General features: G+C 75.6%; 16 protein-coding genes and 1 riboswitch. Of the genes, 9 read left to right on the top strand and 7 right to left on the bottom strand.

Annotated features, from left to right (window positions below; translation table 11 throughout):
• Positions 1-4: 4 nt before the first annotated feature.
• From HS99_RS34230 to HS99_RS34220, 3 genes are read right to left on the bottom strand one after another with little or no spacing between them, the layout of a single operon-like run.
• Positions 5-1,156 carry a bifunctional RNase H/acid phosphatase gene (locus HS99_RS34230; protein WP_030549920.1) on the bottom strand — a complete coding sequence of 384 codons (1,152 nt, stop codon included), beginning with the start codon at positions 1,154-1,156 and terminating at the stop codon, positions 5-7.
• 4 nt (positions 1,157-1,160) lie between these two features.
• Positions 1,161-1,904, bottom strand: coding sequence for a zinc ribbon domain-containing protein (locus HS99_RS34225; protein ID WP_030282358.1), 744 nt, complete (start codon positions 1,902-1,904; stop codon positions 1,161-1,163).
• A 23-nt stretch (positions 1,905-1,927) separates the two neighbouring features.
• Positions 1,928-2,764, bottom strand: a complete 837-nt coding sequence (locus HS99_RS34220) for a Nif3-like dinuclear metal center hexameric protein (protein WP_030549918.1) — start codon at positions 2,762-2,764, stop codon at positions 1,928-1,930.
• Positions 2,765-3,200: 436 nt separating this feature from the next.
• On the opposite strand from HS99_RS34220, the gene HS99_RS48000 reads away from it, so the two are divergent.
• On the top strand, positions 3,201-5,192 hold the full coding sequence (locus HS99_RS48000) for an alpha/beta hydrolase family protein (RefSeq protein ID WP_050366812.1): 1,992 nt from the start codon (positions 3,201-3,203) through the stop codon (positions 5,190-5,192).
• A 204-nt stretch (positions 5,193-5,396) separates the two neighbouring features.
• A complete protein-coding gene (locus tag HS99_RS45470) occupies positions 5,397-5,570 on the top strand; it encodes a hypothetical protein (RefSeq protein ID WP_157846531.1) in 174 nt (57 codons plus the stop codon).
• 105 nt (positions 5,571-5,675) lie between these two features.
• Here HS99_RS45470 and HS99_RS34210 read toward each other — a convergent pair whose 3' ends face one another.
• On the bottom strand, positions 5,676-6,758 hold the full coding sequence (locus HS99_RS34210; RefSeq protein WP_030549916.1) for a Zn-dependent alcohol dehydrogenase: 1,083 nt from the start codon (positions 6,756-6,758) through the stop codon (positions 5,676-5,678).
• A 172-nt stretch (positions 6,759-6,930) separates the two neighbouring features.
• On the opposite strand from HS99_RS34210, the gene HS99_RS34205 reads away from it, so the two are divergent.
• The 4 genes from HS99_RS34205 to HS99_RS34190 all read left to right on the top strand — a co-directional run bounded on the left by HS99_RS34205 (position 6,931) and on the right by HS99_RS34190 (position 11,205).
• Positions 6,931-7,584: a class I SAM-dependent methyltransferase gene (locus HS99_RS34205; RefSeq protein ID WP_030282348.1), complete on the top strand. Its 654-nt coding sequence runs from the start codon at positions 6,931-6,933 to the stop codon at positions 7,582-7,584.
• Between the two features lie 225 nt (positions 7,585-7,809).
• Positions 7,810-9,081, top strand: coding sequence for a hypothetical protein (locus tag HS99_RS47995; protein WP_030549914.1), 1,272 nt, complete (start codon positions 7,810-7,812; stop codon positions 9,079-9,081).
• Positions 9,082-9,088: 7 nt separating this feature from the next.
• The gene (locus HS99_RS34195) at positions 9,089-10,087 is read left to right on the top strand and encodes an N-acetylmuramoyl-L-alanine amidase (protein ID WP_030282344.1); all 999 of its coding nucleotides are present in this window, start codon (positions 9,089-9,091) and stop codon (positions 10,085-10,087) included.
• A gap of 209 nt (positions 10,088-10,296) precedes the next feature.
• Complete coding sequence (locus HS99_RS34190; protein WP_030282342.1) at positions 10,297-11,205, top strand: hypothetical protein; 909 nt, start codon at positions 10,297-10,299, stop codon at positions 11,203-11,205.
• Between the two features lie 83 nt (positions 11,206-11,288).
• Here HS99_RS34190 and HS99_RS34185 read toward each other — a convergent pair whose 3' ends face one another.
• From HS99_RS34185 to HS99_RS34175, 3 genes are all read right to left on the bottom strand, one after another.
• On the bottom strand, positions 11,289-12,350 hold the full coding sequence (locus HS99_RS34185) for a prenyltransferase/squalene oxidase repeat-containing protein (RefSeq protein ID WP_030282339.1): 1,062 nt from the start codon (positions 12,348-12,350) through the stop codon (positions 11,289-11,291).
• Positions 12,347-13,096, bottom strand: a complete 750-nt coding sequence (locus HS99_RS34180) for a class I SAM-dependent methyltransferase (protein WP_030549912.1) — start codon at positions 13,094-13,096, stop codon at positions 12,347-12,349. Before HS99_RS34180 ends, HS99_RS34185 begins: the two co-directional genes overlap by 4 nt.
• Before the next feature lie 153 nt (positions 13,097-13,249).
• A complete protein-coding gene (locus tag HS99_RS34175; RefSeq protein ID WP_030549910.1) occupies positions 13,250-14,560 on the bottom strand; it encodes a glycosyltransferase family 4 protein in 1,311 nt (436 codons plus the stop codon).
• Between the two features lie 261 nt (positions 14,561-14,821).
• Between HS99_RS34175 and HS99_RS34170 the strand changes: the two genes are divergently transcribed.
• The 3 genes from HS99_RS34170 to HS99_RS34160 all read left to right on the top strand — a co-directional run bounded on the left by HS99_RS34170 (position 14,822) and on the right by HS99_RS34160 (position 17,676).
• Entirely contained in the window at positions 14,822-15,442 is a 621-nt protein-coding gene (locus HS99_RS34170) for a TetR family transcriptional regulator (RefSeq protein ID WP_191898805.1), read from the top strand.
• A 102-nt stretch (positions 15,443-15,544) separates the two neighbouring features.
• Positions 15,545-15,618, top strand: a riboswitch (cobalamin riboswitch).
• Between the two features lie 106 nt (positions 15,619-15,724).
• Positions 15,725-16,984 carry an SCO2321 family membrane protein gene (locus HS99_RS47990; RefSeq protein ID WP_030282329.1) on the top strand — a complete coding sequence of 420 codons (1,260 nt, stop codon included), beginning with the start codon at positions 15,725-15,727 and terminating at the stop codon, positions 16,982-16,984.
• On the top strand, positions 16,984-17,676 hold the full coding sequence (locus HS99_RS34160) for an SCO2322 family protein (RefSeq protein ID WP_030282326.1): 693 nt from the start codon (positions 16,984-16,986) through the stop codon (positions 17,674-17,676). The genes HS99_RS47990 and HS99_RS34160 overlap by 1 nt, the downstream gene beginning before the upstream one ends.
• Positions 17,677-17,683: the final 7 nt, after the last annotated feature.

Below are 17,683 nucleotides of genomic sequence, written 5' to 3'. Positions count from 1 at the left end.
GGGTTCAGCGCAGGTGCGAGGAGTCGTTGAGCAGCCGCAGCGAGGCGTTGCCGTCCGCGTAGTACTGGACGGCGCAGATCGAGGCGGCGGCCAGCTCCATCCGGTACATCGAGTCCGGCGGGGCGCCGAGGGCGAGCCGGACCAGCGTCTTGATCGGGCTGACGTGCGAGACCACCAGCACGGTCCTGCCCGGGTACCGGGCGAGGACCTTGTCCCGGGCGACGCCGACCCGGTGGGTGAGGGTGGTGAAGCTCTCGCTGCTGCCGGTCGGCCTGGCCTTGGCGGAGCCGAGCCAGGCCGTCAGGTCGTCCGGGTAGCGTTCCCGCACCTCGGCGAAGGTCAGGCCCTCCCAGGCGCCGAAGTCGACCTCGCGCAGCCCCTCCTCGTACCGGACCTCCAGGCCGAGCCGGGCGGCGACGATCTCGGCGGTCTGCCGGGTGCGGCGCATCGGGGAGGCGACGACCGCCTGGATGCTGCCGCGCGCGGCCAGCGCCTCGGCGGCCCGCTCGGCCTGCCAGCGGCCCTTGTCGGACAGCTCCGGGTCGGAGCCGCCGCTGCCGGAGAAGCGCTTCTCCGGGGTCAGCGGGGTCTCGCCGTGGCGCAGCAGGACGAAGGTGGTCGGGGTGCCGAGGTCGGCGGGGGCGGCCCAGCCGGCCTTGGAGACACTCTTCCCCAGCGGCTCGGCCGTGAGGGCCGCGGCGGCGTCGACGGGCGCGGCGGGCTTGCGGGGCTCCCACTGGCGCCCGTCGCGGCCGGCGTCCATCGCCTCGTTGGCCAGCCGGTCGGCGTCCTTGTTCCGCTCGCGCGGGATCCAGGTGTACGTGACCCGGCCGCGCGGGAAGAGCGTGCGCGCCTCGGCGGCGAGCGGCTGCATGTCGGGGTGCTTGATCTTCCAGCGCCCGGACATCTGCTCGACAACCAGCTTGGAGTCCATCCGGACGTCCACCGAGGCGTCCGGGTCGAGCTCCCGGGCCGCCCTGAGTCCGGCGATCAGACCCCGGTACTCGGCCACGTTGTTGGTGGCGTGGCCGATGAACTCGGCGGCCTCCGCGACGAGCTGCCCGGTGTCGCCGTCCCGGACCACCGCGCCGTAGCCGGCCGGCCCCGGGTTGCCCCGGGACCCGCCGTCCGCCTCGACGATGAAGCGCGCCGCCACCGGGTCAGACGCCCGAGTCGGCCGTGCGGACCAGGATCCGCGAGCAGTTCTCGCAGCGGACGACCTTGTCGGCCGGCTCGGCCTTGATGGCGTTCAGCTCGGTGATCGAGAACTCGGTGCGGCAGCCCTCGCAGCGGCGCTGGTAGAGGCGGGCCGCGCCGACGCCGCCCTGGGTCTCGCGCAGCTTGGCGTACAGCTTCAGCAGGTCGGCCGGGATGACGGCGGCGACGGTCTCGCGGTCGCGCCTGACCTTGTCGGCCTCGCCGTCGATCTCGGCGAAGGCGGCGTCGCGACGGGCCTCGGCCTCCTTGAGGACCACGGTGGAGTGCTCCAGGCGGGCGCTCAGCTCCTCGACCCGGGTGCGGGCGCTCTCCTGGCGCTCCATGATCTCCAGCACGACGTCCTCCAGGTCGCCCTGGCGCTTGGCGAGCGAGCCGATCTCGTGCTGGAGGTTCTCCAGGTCCTTCGGGGAGGTGATCGCACCGGAGTCCAGGCGCTGCTGGTTGCGGGCGGCGCGGGCGCGGACCTGCTCGACGTCCTGCTCGGCCTTGGCCAGCTCGCGGGCGGTGTCGCCCTTCTGGGCCTCGGCGGCGATGACGAGGTCCTTGAGCGCGGTGTGGTCGGCGGTGGCCTTGTCGATCTCGGCGTGCTCGGGCAGGCCCCGGCGCCGGTGGGCCAGCTGGTCGAGCTTCGAGTCGATGGCCTGGAGGTCGAGCAGGCGGATCTGGTCGGCGGGCGCGGCGTTCAAGGGGAAAGCTCCTGTGAATCGGGTCAGGCGGTGAAGGACATGGGGGCGTGCGCGGTCCACGGGTCGGTGACCCGGTGGGAGACCTTGGTCTCCACGGCCCAGCCGCGCTGGTCGGCGGCGGCCAGCAGGGCGCGCTCGGCCAGGCCGAGCCAGGGCCACTCGGTGGCCCAGTGGGCGGCGTCGACCAGTGCGACCGGCGCGGCCTCGGTGGCCTCGGAGGCCGGGTGGTGGCGCAGGTCGGCGGTCACGTAGGCGTCCACGCCGGCCGCCCGTACGTCGGCGAAGAAGCTGTCGCCGGAGCCGCCGCACACCGCCACCCGGCTGATCAGCCGGTCGGGGTCGCCGGAGACGCGCACGCCCGCGGCCGTCGCGGGCAGGCCCTCGGCGACCTGGGCGGCGAAGGCGGACAGCGTCAGCGGGGGCTCCAGCAGGCCGATCCGGCCGGTGCCGCGGCGGCCCAGCGGGTCCGTCGGGTCCGGCACCAGCGGGCCGGTGACCCGCAGGCCGACCGCCTCGGCCAGCGCGTCCGAGACGCCGGGGTCGGCGTGGTCGGCGTTGGTGTGGGCGACGTGCAGCGCGATGCCGTTGGTGATCAGCGTGTGCACCACCCGGCCCTTGAAGGTGGTGGCGGCGACGCTGGTGGTGCCGCGCAGATAGAGGGGGTGGTGGGTGACCACCAGGTCGGCGCCCCACTCCACGGCCTCGTCGACGACGGCCTGGACGGGGTCGACGGCGAACAGCACGCGGCCGACCTCGGCCTGAGGGTCCCCGCAGACCAGGCCGACGGCGTCCCAGGACTCCGCCCACTGCGGGGGGTAGACCTCTTCGAGGGCGGTGATGACGTCGGACAGTTTCGGCACCTGTCGAGACTACCGTGCGCGCGGGGGCGGTCGGGCCTCGGCCGATCGGGGGACGGGCCCGGCGCGCCTCCGGACCCCGCGCGGCCGCCGTACGGGCCCGGCGCGGTGACCGTACGGGCCCCGGCGCGGTGACCGTTCGGACGCCGGTGCCGCGGGCGCACGGATGCGCGTCAACCCGCTGCGGACCGGCGTCAACCTCGCAGCAGGAGCGTCCGCACCGGCCCGCGCGGACCGGGTGCGCCCGCACGCCCGGCGCGCGGGCGCACAGTGGGGCCCTCGCACGAATTCGAAACCACCCCAGGCTCACCCTTACGAGTGAAGCGACCGGCTCTGCGCTGGGCCTCCGGTTTTGTCGAAACTAACTTCAGTCCTGCGAACGGGAGTTGCCCCGGCAACGGACGAAAGGGATGTGGTGGCACATGAGGGTGAGCGGGGCGTGAACGTGGCCACCCGCACCACCACCCGGGCACTGCGCCGGCTGGGCTTCGCCTTCGCCGCCGACGGCAGCCACGCGGCCTGCCTGGCCGCGGCCGCCGACAGCGGCTGGTACGTGGAGGGTTGGCAGCTCCCGCCGGACGGTTCACCGGCCACGCCGGCCGCACTGCCACTGCCCGGCAACCGGTCGGAGGACCAGCGCTCGCAGCTGGTCGCACTGCCCGACGGCTCGGTGCTGGTCTGCCGGCACGACGGCGAGCGGCACGACCTGGTCCGCCTCTCCTACGGGGAGGGCGGCACCGTGGAGCAGCCGGTGGCCTCGCTGCGGATGCCCGGACTGCGGCTGCTGCCGCTCCCGGTGCCACCCGGCGCCGGCCCGCGCACCCCGGTGGCGGTCGCCCTCGGCACGGACACCCGCCCGGCGACCACCGCCTGGCTGGTCCGGGCGGACGGCAGCGAGCCCGTGCGGGTCGCCGAGATCCCCGGCCTGCACGGCGGCGGCACCTGGCTGGACCGCACGGGAGCGCTGCTCGCGCTGGACCGGGTGGCCGGCGGGCTGGTCCGCAGCGTGGTGCTGGACCTGCGCAGCGGCACCGCCACCCCGCTGCTGGAGATCGGCGAGCACAGCAACGACCGGCTGGTGCTGTTCGACCCGGACAGCGGCTTCGCCATGGTGCGCAGCGACGCGCCCGGCATCGACCGGATCGGCTGGGGCGTGCTGGGCGGCGGGGAGCCGCTGCGGTTCCCGGAGTGCCTGCACGTCTCGGGCACCACCCTGCGGCCGGTCGCGCTGCGGCAGAGCGCGGACGGCCCCCGGGTGGCGGTGCAGATCGACCACGGCGCCGGCTCGGCGCTCGCCCTGTGGCGGCCCGCCCTCGGACGGCTGGACCCGCTGCCGGTACCGCCCGGGCGGCTGGGGACGGTCGGCCACTGGGGCGGGGCCGGCCTGCGGATCCCGTACTCCTCCCCCGACCAGCCGACCGCGCTGGCCACCCTGGACGTGGACGCCCTGCTGGCCCACGGACCGGCCCCGGCCGGAACCGTCCCGATGCCCCTACCGCTCCAACTCGCCCCGCTGGGCGCGGGATCGCACGGCCCGTGGCGGGACACCGTGCCGCCCTGGCAGCCCGGCGGGCCGCGCGGCGCCGTCGCCCCGCCCGCCGGTTGGCGCCTGGACGGCAGCACCCCGCCCGGCGACGGCGGCCGCTGGCAGCCTGCACAGAGCCTCGAACTCGCGGGCCCGGCCGGTCCGTTGGAGGCAGTGGTGTACGGCGGTGACGCCTGGCTGAGCAGCCCGCACCTGGTGCTGGCCCTGCACGGCGGGCCGGCGGACGCCTGGCGGCTGGAGTTCGACCCGGCGCTGCAGCGGATGGCCGCCGAGGGCCTGGCGGTGGTCGCGCCCAACCAGCGCGGCTCCACCGGCTACGGGGTGCCGCACGCACTGGCCATCCGGGGCGCCTGGGGCGGGCCCGACCTGGACGACGTGCTGTACCTGCTGGAGGGCATCGCCGGCCAGCGCGCGGCGCTCGGCCTGGAACCGCCCGCCCTGTTCGGGGTCAGCTACGGCGCGTTCCTGGCGCTGCTGGCGGCCGCCCACGCCCCGGCCGAGCAGGTCGCCCGCTGCGCGGTGGTCGCCCCCTTCCTGTCCGGCGCCCGGCTGCTCGCCGAAGCGGCGCCGCCCGTACGGGCGTTGACCGCCCGGCTCGGCGGCGGCGAGCCGGTCCTGGACGCCCGCGGCCCGCGCGACGTGCTCCAGCTGGCGCACCGGCTGAGCGCACCGCTGCTGGTGGTGCACGGCAACCGGGACGAGGTGGTGCCGGTGAGCCAGTCCCGTTCGCTGCGGCACGAGTTGCTGCGGATCGGGCGGGTCGAGGGCGCGGACTTCCGGTACGTGGAGGCGGCCGGCTCGGGGCACGAGGTGCTCACCGAGGAGGGCGCCGCCGTGCTGCACGAGCTGCTCGCCGCGTTCCTGCGGACCGGCCGGCCGGGCTGATCCCGGCGGCCCTCGGGTGGGGCGGGACTCGCCCCATGAGGTCGATAGGATCTCGTCAGTCCCGGCCGTTATGGTGGCCGGGGCACGGGCCGCGATCACCGGCTGTGGGCGCGTACCGAGCGCCCGATCGGGGACCCGACCGTGTGCCGCAGGCGCCGGACGGGCGCCGATGACCCGCACCCTCCGCACGGAAGACGATTTCTCATGTCCGACACCCTCACCGACACCACCGGACCCGCGATGACCGGGACCGACGCCGACGAGAAGACGGCCGAGGACACCGCGTCGCACGGTCGCCACCGCGGTGGCTCCGCGTCCGACGACACCCCCGGGGCGGACCCGCACGGCCGTCACCGCGCGGCCGGCGCCCGGGGCTGACCCGGCCAGGACCGATCCGGGGGAGCGAACCGCAGAACCCCGCGAGGGCCCGCCGAGGACATCCCGGCGGGCCCTCGCGCGTTCCCCGGCCCCGGGGGAGCGCTGCTATCCGAGCGTGACCACCGTCCGCAGCGCCTCGCCGCTGCGCATCTGCTCGATCGCCCGGTTCACGTCCGCCAGCCCGACCCGGTGGGTGATCATCCCGTCGAGGTCGATCCGCCCGGCCCGCCACAGGTCCACCACCATGGCGATGGTGCGGGCCACCGGCGCCCCGCCGTACAGCGAGGGCAGCAGCCGCTTCTCGTTGAAGAACAGCTCCCCCATGGTGAACTGCGCGAGGTCGTCCTGCGCGCCTGCGCCGATCACCACGACCGCGCCGCCGCGCCGGGCCGCGTCGTAGCCGGCCCGGACGGTCGCCGCCCGGCCGACCGCCTCGAAGACGTAGTCGAAGCCGCCGCCGGGCAGGCCCTTGGCCGCCGCCTTCAGCTCCTCGGGGGCGATCGCCTCGGTGGCGCCGAAGCCCGGCGCCCGCTCGCGGCGCGAGGCCACCGGGTCGACGACGGTGATCCGGGCCGCGCCGCAGACCCGGGCGCCCTGGACGGTGGCCATGCCGACGCCGCCCGCGCCGATCACCGCGACCGTGGCGCCGGGCTCGACCCGGGCGGTGTTGACGGCGGCGCCGATACCGGTGGTCACCCCGCAGCCGATGAGGGCCGCGGCCTCGTAGGGGAGGTCGGCGGGCACCTTGATGACGGCGTCGGCGGCGACCACCACCTCCTCGGCGAAGGCGCCGGTGCCGTAGAAGCCGGAGGCCTCGGTGTCGCCCTCGGCCAGCCGGAAGCCGGGCGCGCCGAGGCGCCGCAGACTGGCGACGCACAGGTGCCCGCGGCCCCGTTCGCAGTGGGCGCAGCGGCCGCAGGGGGCCATCCAGCAGAGCACCACCCGGTCCCCGGGGGCGACGCCGGTCACGCCCTCGCCGACCTCGACGACGTCTCCGGCGCCCTCGTGCCCGGGGACGAACGGCGCGGGCTGCGGCAGGACGCCGCTCATTGCGGAGAGGTCGGAGTGGCAGAGGCCGGCGGCGCGCATCCGGACCCGTACGGTGCCCGGTCCGAAGCCGACCGCCGTGACGTCCTCGCGGACGTCGAGGGTGTCCTGGCCGGTCTCGTGCAGGACGGCTGCGCGCATGGGGCTGCTCCCGGTGTGCCTCGGGTCAAGGGTCTGCCGATTCTGGCACGGCCGCCGCGATCCCACTGGAACGCGTTCCAGAACCGGCCCGGCCACCCGCCACGGCCGCCCTCCCTACCTTCGAGTAGGGTCCGAGCACGTCCGTCCGCCGCCCGAACCCGAGGAGCACCGCATGTCCGACCTGCTGGAGGGCGCCCGCCCGGCGCCGGAGGTGCTGGCGGCGTTCGAGGCGGCCACCGGGTTCATGCCGGTGGACGAGGGCCTCGCGCTGTACGCGGCGGCGGTGGCGGCGGCCCGCCGGACCGGCCTGCCGGTGCTGGAGATCGGCACCTACTGCGGCCGCTCGGCGGTCCTGCTGGCGGCCGCGGCCCGGGAGACCGGGACGGTCGCGCTGACCGTGGACCACCACCGCGGCTCGGAGGAGCAGCAGCCCGGCTGGGAGTACCACGATCCGACGCTGGTGGACCCGGAGGTCGGGCGGATGGACACCCTGCCCCGGTTCCGCCGCACCCTGCACGCCGCCGGGCTGGAGGACCACGTGGTCGCGCTGGTCGGCCGCTCGCCGCAGATCGCCGCACTGTGGGGACGGCCGCTGGCCCTGGTCTTCATCGACGGCGGGCACACCGACGAGCACGCCACCGGCGACTACGAGGGCTGGGCGCCGCACCTGGCGCCGGAGGGCCTGCTGGTGGTGCACGACGTGTTCCCGGACCCGGCGGACGGCGGCCAGGCCCCGTACCGGGTGTACCTGCGGGCGCTGGCCGAGGGCTTCGAAGAGGTCTCGGTGACCGGCTCGCTGCGCGTCCTGCGCCGGACCGCCGCCTAGCCGCCGCTCCCCTGCCTTCCGATACCTCCTGAGCGCCGCACCCGCCCCCGACCGCCCCGACCGCCACACGAGATCGCCCCCACAGCCCCGTCCCGATGCTCTAACGTCGTGCCGGGGCTGTCCGACGGGTGCTCGAACGGTACGGTGTCCGCGCAGCACCAGGCAGCTGCGGCACGGGCGGCAGCACCAGGCACGGCATCGGCGGACGGTGGGGGCTAGCGGCACATGACGGACCAGCACAACACCGCTCCGGCGGTCTGGGACCCGACCGCGCGCGGCGGCGCGGGCGGCTGGGTCCGCAATCCGCAGCGCCCGGACGCCGAGTCCGCCCCCGCCGCACCGCAGGAGGCCCCCACCGCGGGCGCGGTCGGCGACCAGGGCCCGCCGCTGGGCGCCCGCCCGTACCTGTCCACCGCCCCCGGCTTCGGCCCGCCGCCGGACATGTCGGCACCCGCACCGGCTCCGGCGCCGGCCCCCGCCCCGACGGCTGCTGCCCCGGAGCCGGGCCCCGGGGCCCCCACCACCGCGCTGCCCCGGGTCACCGCGCCGCCCCCCGGCGCCCCGCCGTTCCCCTCCCCCGCGACCCCGCAGGACCGCGGCCCGCAGGGCGGGCCGCTGCCCGGCCCCGGCTACGTCTACCCGCCGCCGCCCACGGTCGGCCCGTACCAGCAGGGCCCGTACGCACAGGCCCCGCACCAGCAGCCCGGGTACGGCGCCCAGTCCTACCCGACCCAGCCGGATCATCCGACCGACCGGCCGCTCGAGGACGAGGACGACCGGGAACGCCCGGCCAGCCGCAGGGCGCCGCTGCTGATCGGCTTCGCGCTGCTGCTGGTGGTGGCGGTCGGCGGCGGCCTGCTGTACGCGGCCAAGAGCGGCGGCGAGAACGACCGGGCCGCGCCCGCCCCTTCGGCCGCCGGCGCGACCGGCTCCGGCAACCCGCAGCCCGCCCCGGCACCCACCGGTACCGACGCCGCGCCTGGCACCACGGCCGCGCCCTCCGACACGCCCTCCCCGACCGCGTCCGGCGCCGGCCCCAAGGCCCAGGCCGAGGCCCAGTCGCTGGACGCCCTGCTCACCGAGGGCGGCAACGCCCGGACCCAGATCGGCAACGCGGTGGCCAAGGTGACCAGCTGCCCCTCGAAGGCCGACATCGACAGCGCGGCGCAGGTCTTCGACAGCGGCGCCAAGCAGCGCGACGGCCTGCTGGCCAAGCTCGGCAGGCTGAGCGTCACCGACCTGCCGGGCGGCGCGGACGCGGTGAACTCGCTGAAGTCCGCCTGGCAGTTGTCCTCCGACATCGACAAGGCGTACGCGAGCTGGGCCCGCGCGGTGGCCGCCCAGGGCTGCTCCGGCACCGCGCCGACCACGGCCGACAAGAAGAAGGCGGACGAACTCAACCCGCAGGCCACCCAGGCGAAGAACGACTTCCTGACCAAGTGGAAGCCGATCGCGAACGCCTACGGCCTCACCGCGCCCACTTCGGACAGGATCTGAACCGCCCGTGACCGGCCCGACCTCCCGACCGCCCCGCCGTTCCGCCCTGCTGCGCGCCACCACCGTGGTGGCCGCGGTCGTCCCGCTCTGCACGGCGGGCTGGTTCGGCTGGCGGGCCCTGGACCACTCCGACCCGGCGGCCGCCACGGCCGCGCCGCCCAGCGCCGTCCAGTCCGGCGCCGTGCAGTCCGGCAGCCAGGCGCCGGACACCCCGCAGTCGCCGCCGACCAGCAGCGCTCCGAGCGGCAGCACGCCGACCGGCGGCGCCCCGACCGGCACGCCCACCGGGACGGCCGCGGCTCCCGGCGACACGCCGGCCCCCAGCGCGGCCGCCGACCTCACCGGCCGCACCATCGTGCTCGACCCCGGCCACAACCCCGGCAACTTCGCGCACCCCACCGAGATCAACCGCCAGGTGGACGTCGGCAACGGCCACAAGGAGTGCGACACCACCGGCACCGAGACCGACGCCGGCTACACCGAGGCCGACTACACCCTGGACGTCACCCGCCGGGCCCGCGCCCTGCTCACCGCCCGCGGCGCCAAGGTGGTGTTCACCCAGGACGGCGACCGCCCCTGGGGCCCGTGCGTGGACGAGCGTGCCCGCGCGGGCGCCGACGCGCACGCCGACGTCGCGCTCTCGGTGCACGGCGACGGCGGCCCGGCGAGCGGCAGCGGCTTCCACGTCATCCTGCCCGCCAAGGTCGTCGCCGGTAAGGCTGACAACTCCGCGATCGTCGAACCCTCGCACCGCCTCGGCCTGCTGCTGCGCGACGGCTTCCACGCCGCGACCGGCGAGCCGTACGCCGACTACATCGCCCACGACGGCCTGGACACCCGCTCCGACCTGGGCGGCCTCAACCTCTCCGCCGTTCCCAAGGTGTTCATCGAGTGCGGTAACATGCGCAACTCCGCGGACGCCCGACGGATGACGGACCCTCAGTGGCGGCAACAGGCCGCCCAGGGGATCGCCGACGCGCTGACCGCCTTCCTGACCACGCACTGAGCGGGCCCGGCAAGGGAGTTGGGACGAGTGTGCCCGGCGGACGCCGCGTCGGCGCGTCCGCACGGTTTGCAACGACTTCGACCCGTTCCCGGTCCCGCCGTGCACCGGCAGGACGGTTGGGCCTAGGCTTCTGGTCCGTTCGGGAGTTTCGGCCGGTCGGCCCGACCGCGCGAAGCACCGTCCACGACACGTCAACGAGGGGAACGTAAGTGAATCTGCGCGCTCTCACCAGGGGAGACGCCGCCGTCGCAGGCGCGGCCGTCCTGCTGTTCATCGCCTCCTTCCTGCCTTACTGGACCGTGGACTGCAGCAGCCGGTACTGCGGGGACACCTCGCAGAACGCGTGGAGCACCGAGCTGTTCCCCATCCTGCCCTCGGTCTTCCTGCTGGGCATCGCCGCCGCCGTCCTGATCCTGGTGCAGCGCTTCCAGGGCCCCGCCGCCGCCAACCGCCAGGTGCTCGGCCTGCGGCTGGACCAGTGGGGCATCGCGTTCGCCGTCGCGGCGCTGTGGACCTCGATCTGGTCACTGGGCGGCGGCCCGTCGGCCACCAGCTTCGGCCACGGCTTCGGCGCCTGGCTCGGTCTCATCTCGCTGATCGTGCTGGCCGGTGCGGCCGCGGCCGCTCCGCTGGTGCCCGCGCTGAAGGCCCCGCTGGTCTCCGACCGCCCGGCCGTCCCCTACCAGGGCGGCTACCCGACGCCCGGTCAGCCCGGTCAGCCCGGTCACCCGGGTGTCTCGGGCCAGCCCGGCCAGTACGGCTACCCGGTCCAGGGCCACGACCCGGCCTTCGGCGCCCAGCCGGTCGCCGGCGGCTACGGCTACCCGGCCGCCGGCCAGCCGCAGCCCGGCCAGCCGGTGCAGCCGCAGGACGCGGGCGCTCCGGCCCCGCAGCCGACTCCGGCCGCCCCGGTGGCGGACTTCCAGCCGTTCTGGTTCGCCGTCCCGGCGCCACGCCCGCTGGCCCCGAAGGACAACCCGGCCGGTGCCCCGGTCGGCGAGGTCGTGCCGGGCACCTGGTACCTGGCCGTCGAGCAGCGCGGCGCGGCCCTGGTCGCCCAGCTGCCGGACGGCAACCAGGGCGTGCTGGCCGACACCACGGGCATCCAGCGCGGCTGACGCCGGCCGCGGCCTGCCTCACGGCACGCGGAAGGGGTGGGACCGGATCACCGGTCCCACCCCTTCGCCGTCGTGGAGCCGCCTCAGCAGCAGTCCTGGACCACCAGACCGGCGGGCAGCTGGTCCCCGCCGAAGACCGCGACGGTCGCCGGGTCCCCGCCGAGCGCGGCCACCGCGAGCAGCAGCGCCCCGGCCGTCCAGGTGGTGCGCTCCTCGGGCCAGATCGCGTCGTCCTCGAAGACGTACCCGGTCCAGTACGAGCCGTCCTCGTGGCGCAGGTGCCGCTGGATCCAGCGCAGGATGTCCACCGCGCGGTCGGACTCGCCGATCGCCCAGAGCGCCAGGGCCAGTTCGGCGCTCTCGCCGCCGGTCACCCACGGGCGGTCGCTGACGCAGCGCACGCCGAGACCGGGGACGACGAAGCGCTCCCAGTCCCGCTCGATCCGGGCCAGCGCCGCCTCGCCGCGCAGGCCGGTGCCGAGCACCGGGTAGTACCAGTCCATCGAGTAGCGGCCCTTGTCGAGGAACCGCTCGGGGTGGTGGGAGATGGCGTGCCGCAGCCGGCCGGCCGCGAGCTCCCAGTCGGGCTGCGGCTCCTCCAGGTAGTCGGCGATGGCCAGGCCGCAGCGCAGCGCGTGCAGGATGCTGGACGAGCCGGTGAGCAGCGCCTCCTCGGTGGCGGTGCCGTCCTCGTCGACCCGCCAGGCGATCGGGCCGCCGGGCAGCCGCAGCCGGACGATGAAGTCCAGCGCCCGCCGGACCACCGGCCAGATCCACTCCAGGAAGGCGTCGTCGCCGGCGCTGAGGTGGTGGTGCCAGACGCCGACCGCGATGTACGCGCAGAAGTTGCTCTCCTTGGCCCGGTCGGTGACCACGCCGTCGGTGTACGCGGCGTACCAGGAGCCGTCCGGGTTCTGCTGCGCGGCGAGCCAGCGGTAGGCGGCCTCGGCGGCGGCGTGCTCGCCGGCGGTGTCGAGGGCCATCGCGGCCTCGGTGTGGTCCCAGGGGTCGAGGTGGTGGCCGGTGAACCACGGGATGGCGCCGTCGGGGCGCTGCTCGGCCAGGATGCTGCGGACGGTGTCGGCCGCCTGCACGGCGTCCAGCACCCCGTCGAGCAGCAGCACCTCGGGGACGGCGGCGGTCATGCGCCCGCCCGCCGGGGCTCCGAGCGGTTCGGCTTGGACGCGTAGGCGACGAAGCTCTTGCCGATGACCGGGTTGAGTGCCTTCTCTGCGGCCCTGGTGAGGGAGCTGATCACCGGGGTGCCGACGATGTCCCAGACCAGCAGCTGGTGGTAGGCCTTGACCGGCAGCGCCTTGTCGTTGTCCACGCCGACGGCGCACTTGATCCACCAGTACGGCGAGTGCAGCGCGTGGGCGTGGTGGGTGCCGTACGGCTCCAGACCGGCGTCCTTGAGCTTGCCGAGCAGCTCGTCGCCCCGGTAGATCCGGATGTGGCCGCCCTCGACCTCGTGGTACTCGTCGGACAGCGCCCAGCAGATCTTCTCCGGCAGCCAGCGCGGCACGGTGACGGCGAGCAGGCCGCCCGGCTTGAGGACCCGGAACATCTCGTTGAGCACGCCCTTGTCATCGGGTATGTGCTCCATCACCTCGGAGATGATGATCTTGTCGAAGTAGTCGTCCTCGAACGGCAGCGCCAGCGCGTTGCCCTCCATCGCGACCGCCGACGCGCCCTCGGGGGCCTCGCCGGCCAGCTCCATCGCGGCGAACCACTCCTTGACCTCGGCGATCTCCTCGGCGTTCTGGTCGAGGGCGATCACGTTGGCGCCGCGGCGGTAGCACTCGAACGCGTGCCGGCCCCCGCCGCAGCCCAGGTCGAGCACCCGGTCGCCGGGGGCGAGCGGGAAGCGCGAGAAATCGACGGTCAGCACTGCAGGGCTCCCATTCCTATTGCAACCAAGCGTTCCTGACGCTTCGTCAGAACACTTCGCCAGAAAGCTTCGTCAGGTCGCGCGCCCGATCCCCGGAGCGCGTCGCTCGCGAGCGCACCGCCCAGGGCACGTACCGCCCAGGGCACGTACCGCTCAGGGCACGTACCGCCAGCCCGGCCCGGAGCGGGCCCGGGCGCCGACGCCGGTGGCGATCGCCGCACGGTACGCGTCCGCGGTCAGCTCGGCGGCCCGCTCCCAGGTGAACCGGGCCAGCACCCGCTCCCGGCCGGCCGCGCCGAGCTCGGCGCGCAGCCGCGGGTCGTCCAGCAGCCGGCCGAGTGCGGCGGCCAGCGAGTCCGCCTCCCCCGGCGGCACGGCCAGGCAGGTCTCGCCGTCCGGCCCGGCCACCTCGGGGATCGCCCCGCCGGTGGTCGCGACCAGTGGGGTGCCGGTGGCCATCGCCTCGGCGGCGGGCAGCGAGAAGCCCTCGTACAGCGACGGGACGCAGGCCACCTCGGCCGAGCGGTACAGGTCGACCAGCTCCTGGTCGGTCAGGCCGGTGCGGAACTCGACGTGCTCCGCCAGCCCGAAGCGGCGCACCGCTTCGGCCACCGGCCCGTCGTCCTTCTGCGGCTTGCCGACCACCACCAGGTGGGCGTCCCGCTCGGTGCGGACCTTGGCCAGCGCCTCGACCAGGAAGACCAGCCCCTTGAGCGGCACGTCCGCGCTGGAGGTGGTGACGATCCGGCCGGGGACCCGCTCAATCCCCTCGGAGGGCGACCAGAGCCGGGTGTCGGCGCCGATCGGCACCACCGAGATCCGGCCGGGGGCCGCGCCCAGGTGCTCGGCGATCTCGCGCTGCGAGGTGCCGGAGACGGTGATCACGTGGTCCAGCCGGGCCGCGACCCGGCGCTGCATCCGGGTGAAGGCGTACCAGCGGCGCAGCGACAGCCGCTTCACCCTCGTGGTGGCCGCGTCCAGCTCCAACTGCCGGTCCACGGTGATCGGGTGATGGATGGTGGTGACCAGCGGGAAGCCGTGCCGGGCCAGGCCGAGCAGGCCGTAGCCGAGGGTCTGGTTGTCGTGCACCACGTCGTAGCGGCCCTTGTGGCGGGCCAGGTACTGACGGGCGCGCAGCGAGAAGGTGAGCGGCTCGGGGAAGCCGCCGGTGCGCATGGTGGCGAACTCCAGCACGTCCACCAGCCCGCGGAACTCGCCGCGGGCGGGCGTGCGGAAGGGGTCCTCGGCGCGGTAGAGGTCCAGACTGGGCAGCTCGACCAGGCGCACCGTCCCGGGGCCCTCGACCTCGTCCAGGACGGGGTAGGGCTGGGCGCCGATCACGTCCACGTGGTGGCCGAGCCTGGCCAGCTCACGCGAGAGGTGGCGTACGTACACGCCCTGACCGCCGCAGAACGGGTCCCCGCGGTATGACAGCAGGGCAATCCGCAGCGGCTGCGCGGTCATCCTCGGCCCTCATCTCTGGCTGCTATCGGTGCGAGCGGCCCCATCGGTGCCGCCGGTCGCTAAAGTAGATCAGGTTTCAGCGGCTGTGGAACTCGTCGTCGACCGTGTGAACAATGAGAGACCTCGAAGATACCGGCCCGTAGCTTTCGCTCAGGAGCCAGGGCTGGTGATTCCCGCCACGCCCGGCCCCACCGACAACGGGTCGCCTTCGGGCCGACCTTTCTGGAGCACGCCGCCACCCACGCGCCCCCGGGAGCACCCTTGCCGTCGCCGACCACGTCCGTGAGCCCCTCCGCCGCGCCCCCGGCGGAGCCGCCGCTGTCCGCGCGCCAGGCCGAGCGGCGCCACCGGATCCTGCGGGCCGCCACCGCGCTGGCCGCCCGCGGCGGGTACGAGGCGGTGCAGATGCGGGAGGTCGCGGAGAGCGCGCAGGTCGCCCTCGGAACGCTGTACCGCTACTTCCCGTCCAAGGTCCACCTGCTGGTCGCGGTCATGCTGGAGCAGTTGCAGGAGCTCCAGGAGCACATCCGGCGGCACCCGCCGACCGACCGGGAGCCGGCGCCCAGGGTCGCCGACACGCTCACCCGGGCCTTCCACGCGCTCCAGCGCGAACCGCTGCTGGCCGAGGCGATGGTCCGCGCGATGTGCTTCGCGGACCGCTCGATCGGCGCCGAGGTGGACCTGGTCAGCGCCGCCACCGGACAGCTCATCCTGGACGCGATCGGCCAGTCCGGCCCGCCCAGCGACAGCCAGCGCGCGGCCGTCCGGGTGATCGAGCACACCTGGCACTCGGCCCTGGTCGCCTGGCTCTCCGGCCGCGCCTCGATCGCCGAGGTCCGGGCCGACCTGCACACCGCGGCGCGGCTGCTGACCCTGCCGTGACGGACTGACCACTGGAACCTGTTCCAGCTCCCGGCGGCCCGCACGCCACGGCCCGGCGGTTAGAGTCGACGGGCAGCACAACTCCATCCCGCTCCTCCTCCGGGGGAAGCCGGTGCGAATCCGGCGCTGACCCGCAACCGTGGACCCGACCGTGCGCCGGGCGAGCCGGAGCACCCGGGGAGGGACGAGCGGCGAGCCGGACACCCGCGCCCGGCACCCGTCGAGGACTACGGAACGGCCCCGCCCGGGCCCCCACCGCTCACCGAAAGGCACACCCGCACCATGCTGACCGCCGCCCGCCTGGGCGCCGCCGCCCTGTCCGCCGCGCTGCTCGCCGGCGTCGCCGCCGGACCGGCCCTCGCCGACAGCCCGTCGCCCGGCGCCACCACCGCCGCCGTCCCGGACGGCCTGTACGGCAAGGGCGACCCGACGTACGACGGCGTCTGGCGGCAGTCCCTCGCGCTCACCGCGCTGACGGCGGCCAAGGTCACCCCGGCCGACTCCGCGGTGGGCTGGCTCACCGGGCAGCAGTGCGAGGACGGCGGCTGGCCCTCCTACCGGGCCGCCGGCGCGGCCTGCGACGCCAAGACCGAGGACAGCAACGCCACCGCCGTCGCCATCCAGGCCCTGGTCGCCCTCGGCGGACACCAGCCGGCCGTCGACAAGGGCGTGCAGTGGCTCAGGGCCAACCAGAACGCCGACGGCAGCTGGCCCTACAACCCCGGCAACCCGGGCGACGCCAACTCCACCGGGCTCGCCGTCAACGCGCTGTTCGCCGCCCGTACCGACCCGGCCGGCGTCGCCCGGCCGGGCACCGGCGGCGCGGCCGGCAAGAACGCCTTCGAGGGCCTCGCCCGCTTCCAGCTCGGCTGCACCGCCCCCGCCGACCAGCGCGGCGCCTTCGCCTACCAGCCGGACCCGACCGGCGCTCTCGCCCCCAACACCCTGGCCAGCGCCCAGGCCGCCCTCGCCGCCGCCGGCGGGCACCTGCCGGTCGCCACCTCGGTGCACGCCGACGCGAGCCCCAAGGCCCTCGCCTGCGCCGACGGCTCCGCGCCCGCCACCATCCCGCACGCCGAGTCCGGCGAGGCCGTCGGCGCCTACCTCGGCGCCCAACTCGCCGCCGGCGACGAGCACCTCACCCTCACCACCCCGGGCGCCGACCCCAAGCCCGACTACACCGCGACCGCCTGGGCCGCCCTCGCCCTGATCCAGAGCGGTCACCCCGAGCAGGCCACCGACGCCGTGGACTGGCTGGAGGGGCAGGGCGACACCTGGACCAAGAACGGCACCGACGCCGCCGCCACCGCCAGCCTGCTGATGGTCTCCCAGGCCGCCCACCGCTCCACCGCCGACCTCACCGGCAAGCTCACCGCCCTCGGCCCTGTCCCCAAGGGCGGCGCCGCCGCCGCGGAGGCCACGCCGGTGAAGAAGAAGGGCGACGGCATGGGCCAGTTCTGGCTGATCGTCGTCGGCCTGCTCATCGGCATCGGCGGCGGCCTCCTGCTCAGCCTCCAGCGCAAGCGCAACCCGAACCTCTGATGCGTTCCGCCCCTGACGCCCGGACGGGCCGGACCCCCCGAGCGCGGGCGGCCCTGGCCGCCGCGCTCCTGCCGCTCCTCGGGGCGCTGGTGCTGCTCGTCTGCGCCGCGCCCGCGCAGGCGGCCGGGTACCGGTACTGGTCGTTCTGGCGCGCGGGCGACGGCGAGGCCTGGGCGTACCAGCAGCAGGGGCCCGCGGTGGCCGTACCGCCGGACGGCTCGGTGGACGGCTGGCGGTTCGCCGTCAGCCCGGACGGCGCGCGGGACGCCGCGAAGCCGCGCACGGCGGCCCCGTTCGACCAGGTCTGCGCGGCGACGCCCGCCCAGGACGGTCGCAAGCGGGTGGCCGTGGTGCTGGACTTCGGCACGGCCGAGGACGCCGGGGCGTCCGCCGCGCAGCCGCCCGGACAGCGGACGGCCTGCGCCAGCGTCGCGCCGCGGGCCAGCTCGGCCGAGGTGCTGGCCGCCGTCGCCCCGCCGCTGCGCTACGACTCCAACGGCCTGCTGTGCGCCATCGCCGGCTACCCGCAGGCGGGGTGCGGCGACCAGGTGGGCGCGGCCGGCGGCGCCGGGGCCACCGGATCCGCCGCCGGCCACGGCAGCGGCCCGGACCTCGGTCTGGTCGCCGGTGGTGCGCTGGTCGCCGTCCTCGCCGGTGGCGCCGTCTGGCAGGCCCGCCGCCGGCACTCCTAGGGCGTGC

The sequence above is a fragment of the Kitasatospora aureofaciens genome, from assembly GCF_001188955.3.
Classification (GTDB): domain Bacteria; phylum Actinomycetota; class Actinomycetes; order Streptomycetales; family Streptomycetaceae; genus Kitasatospora; species Kitasatospora aureofaciens.
Note: the sequence above shows the minus strand (reverse complement) of the source record. Positions and strands in the feature narration are given on the sequence as shown.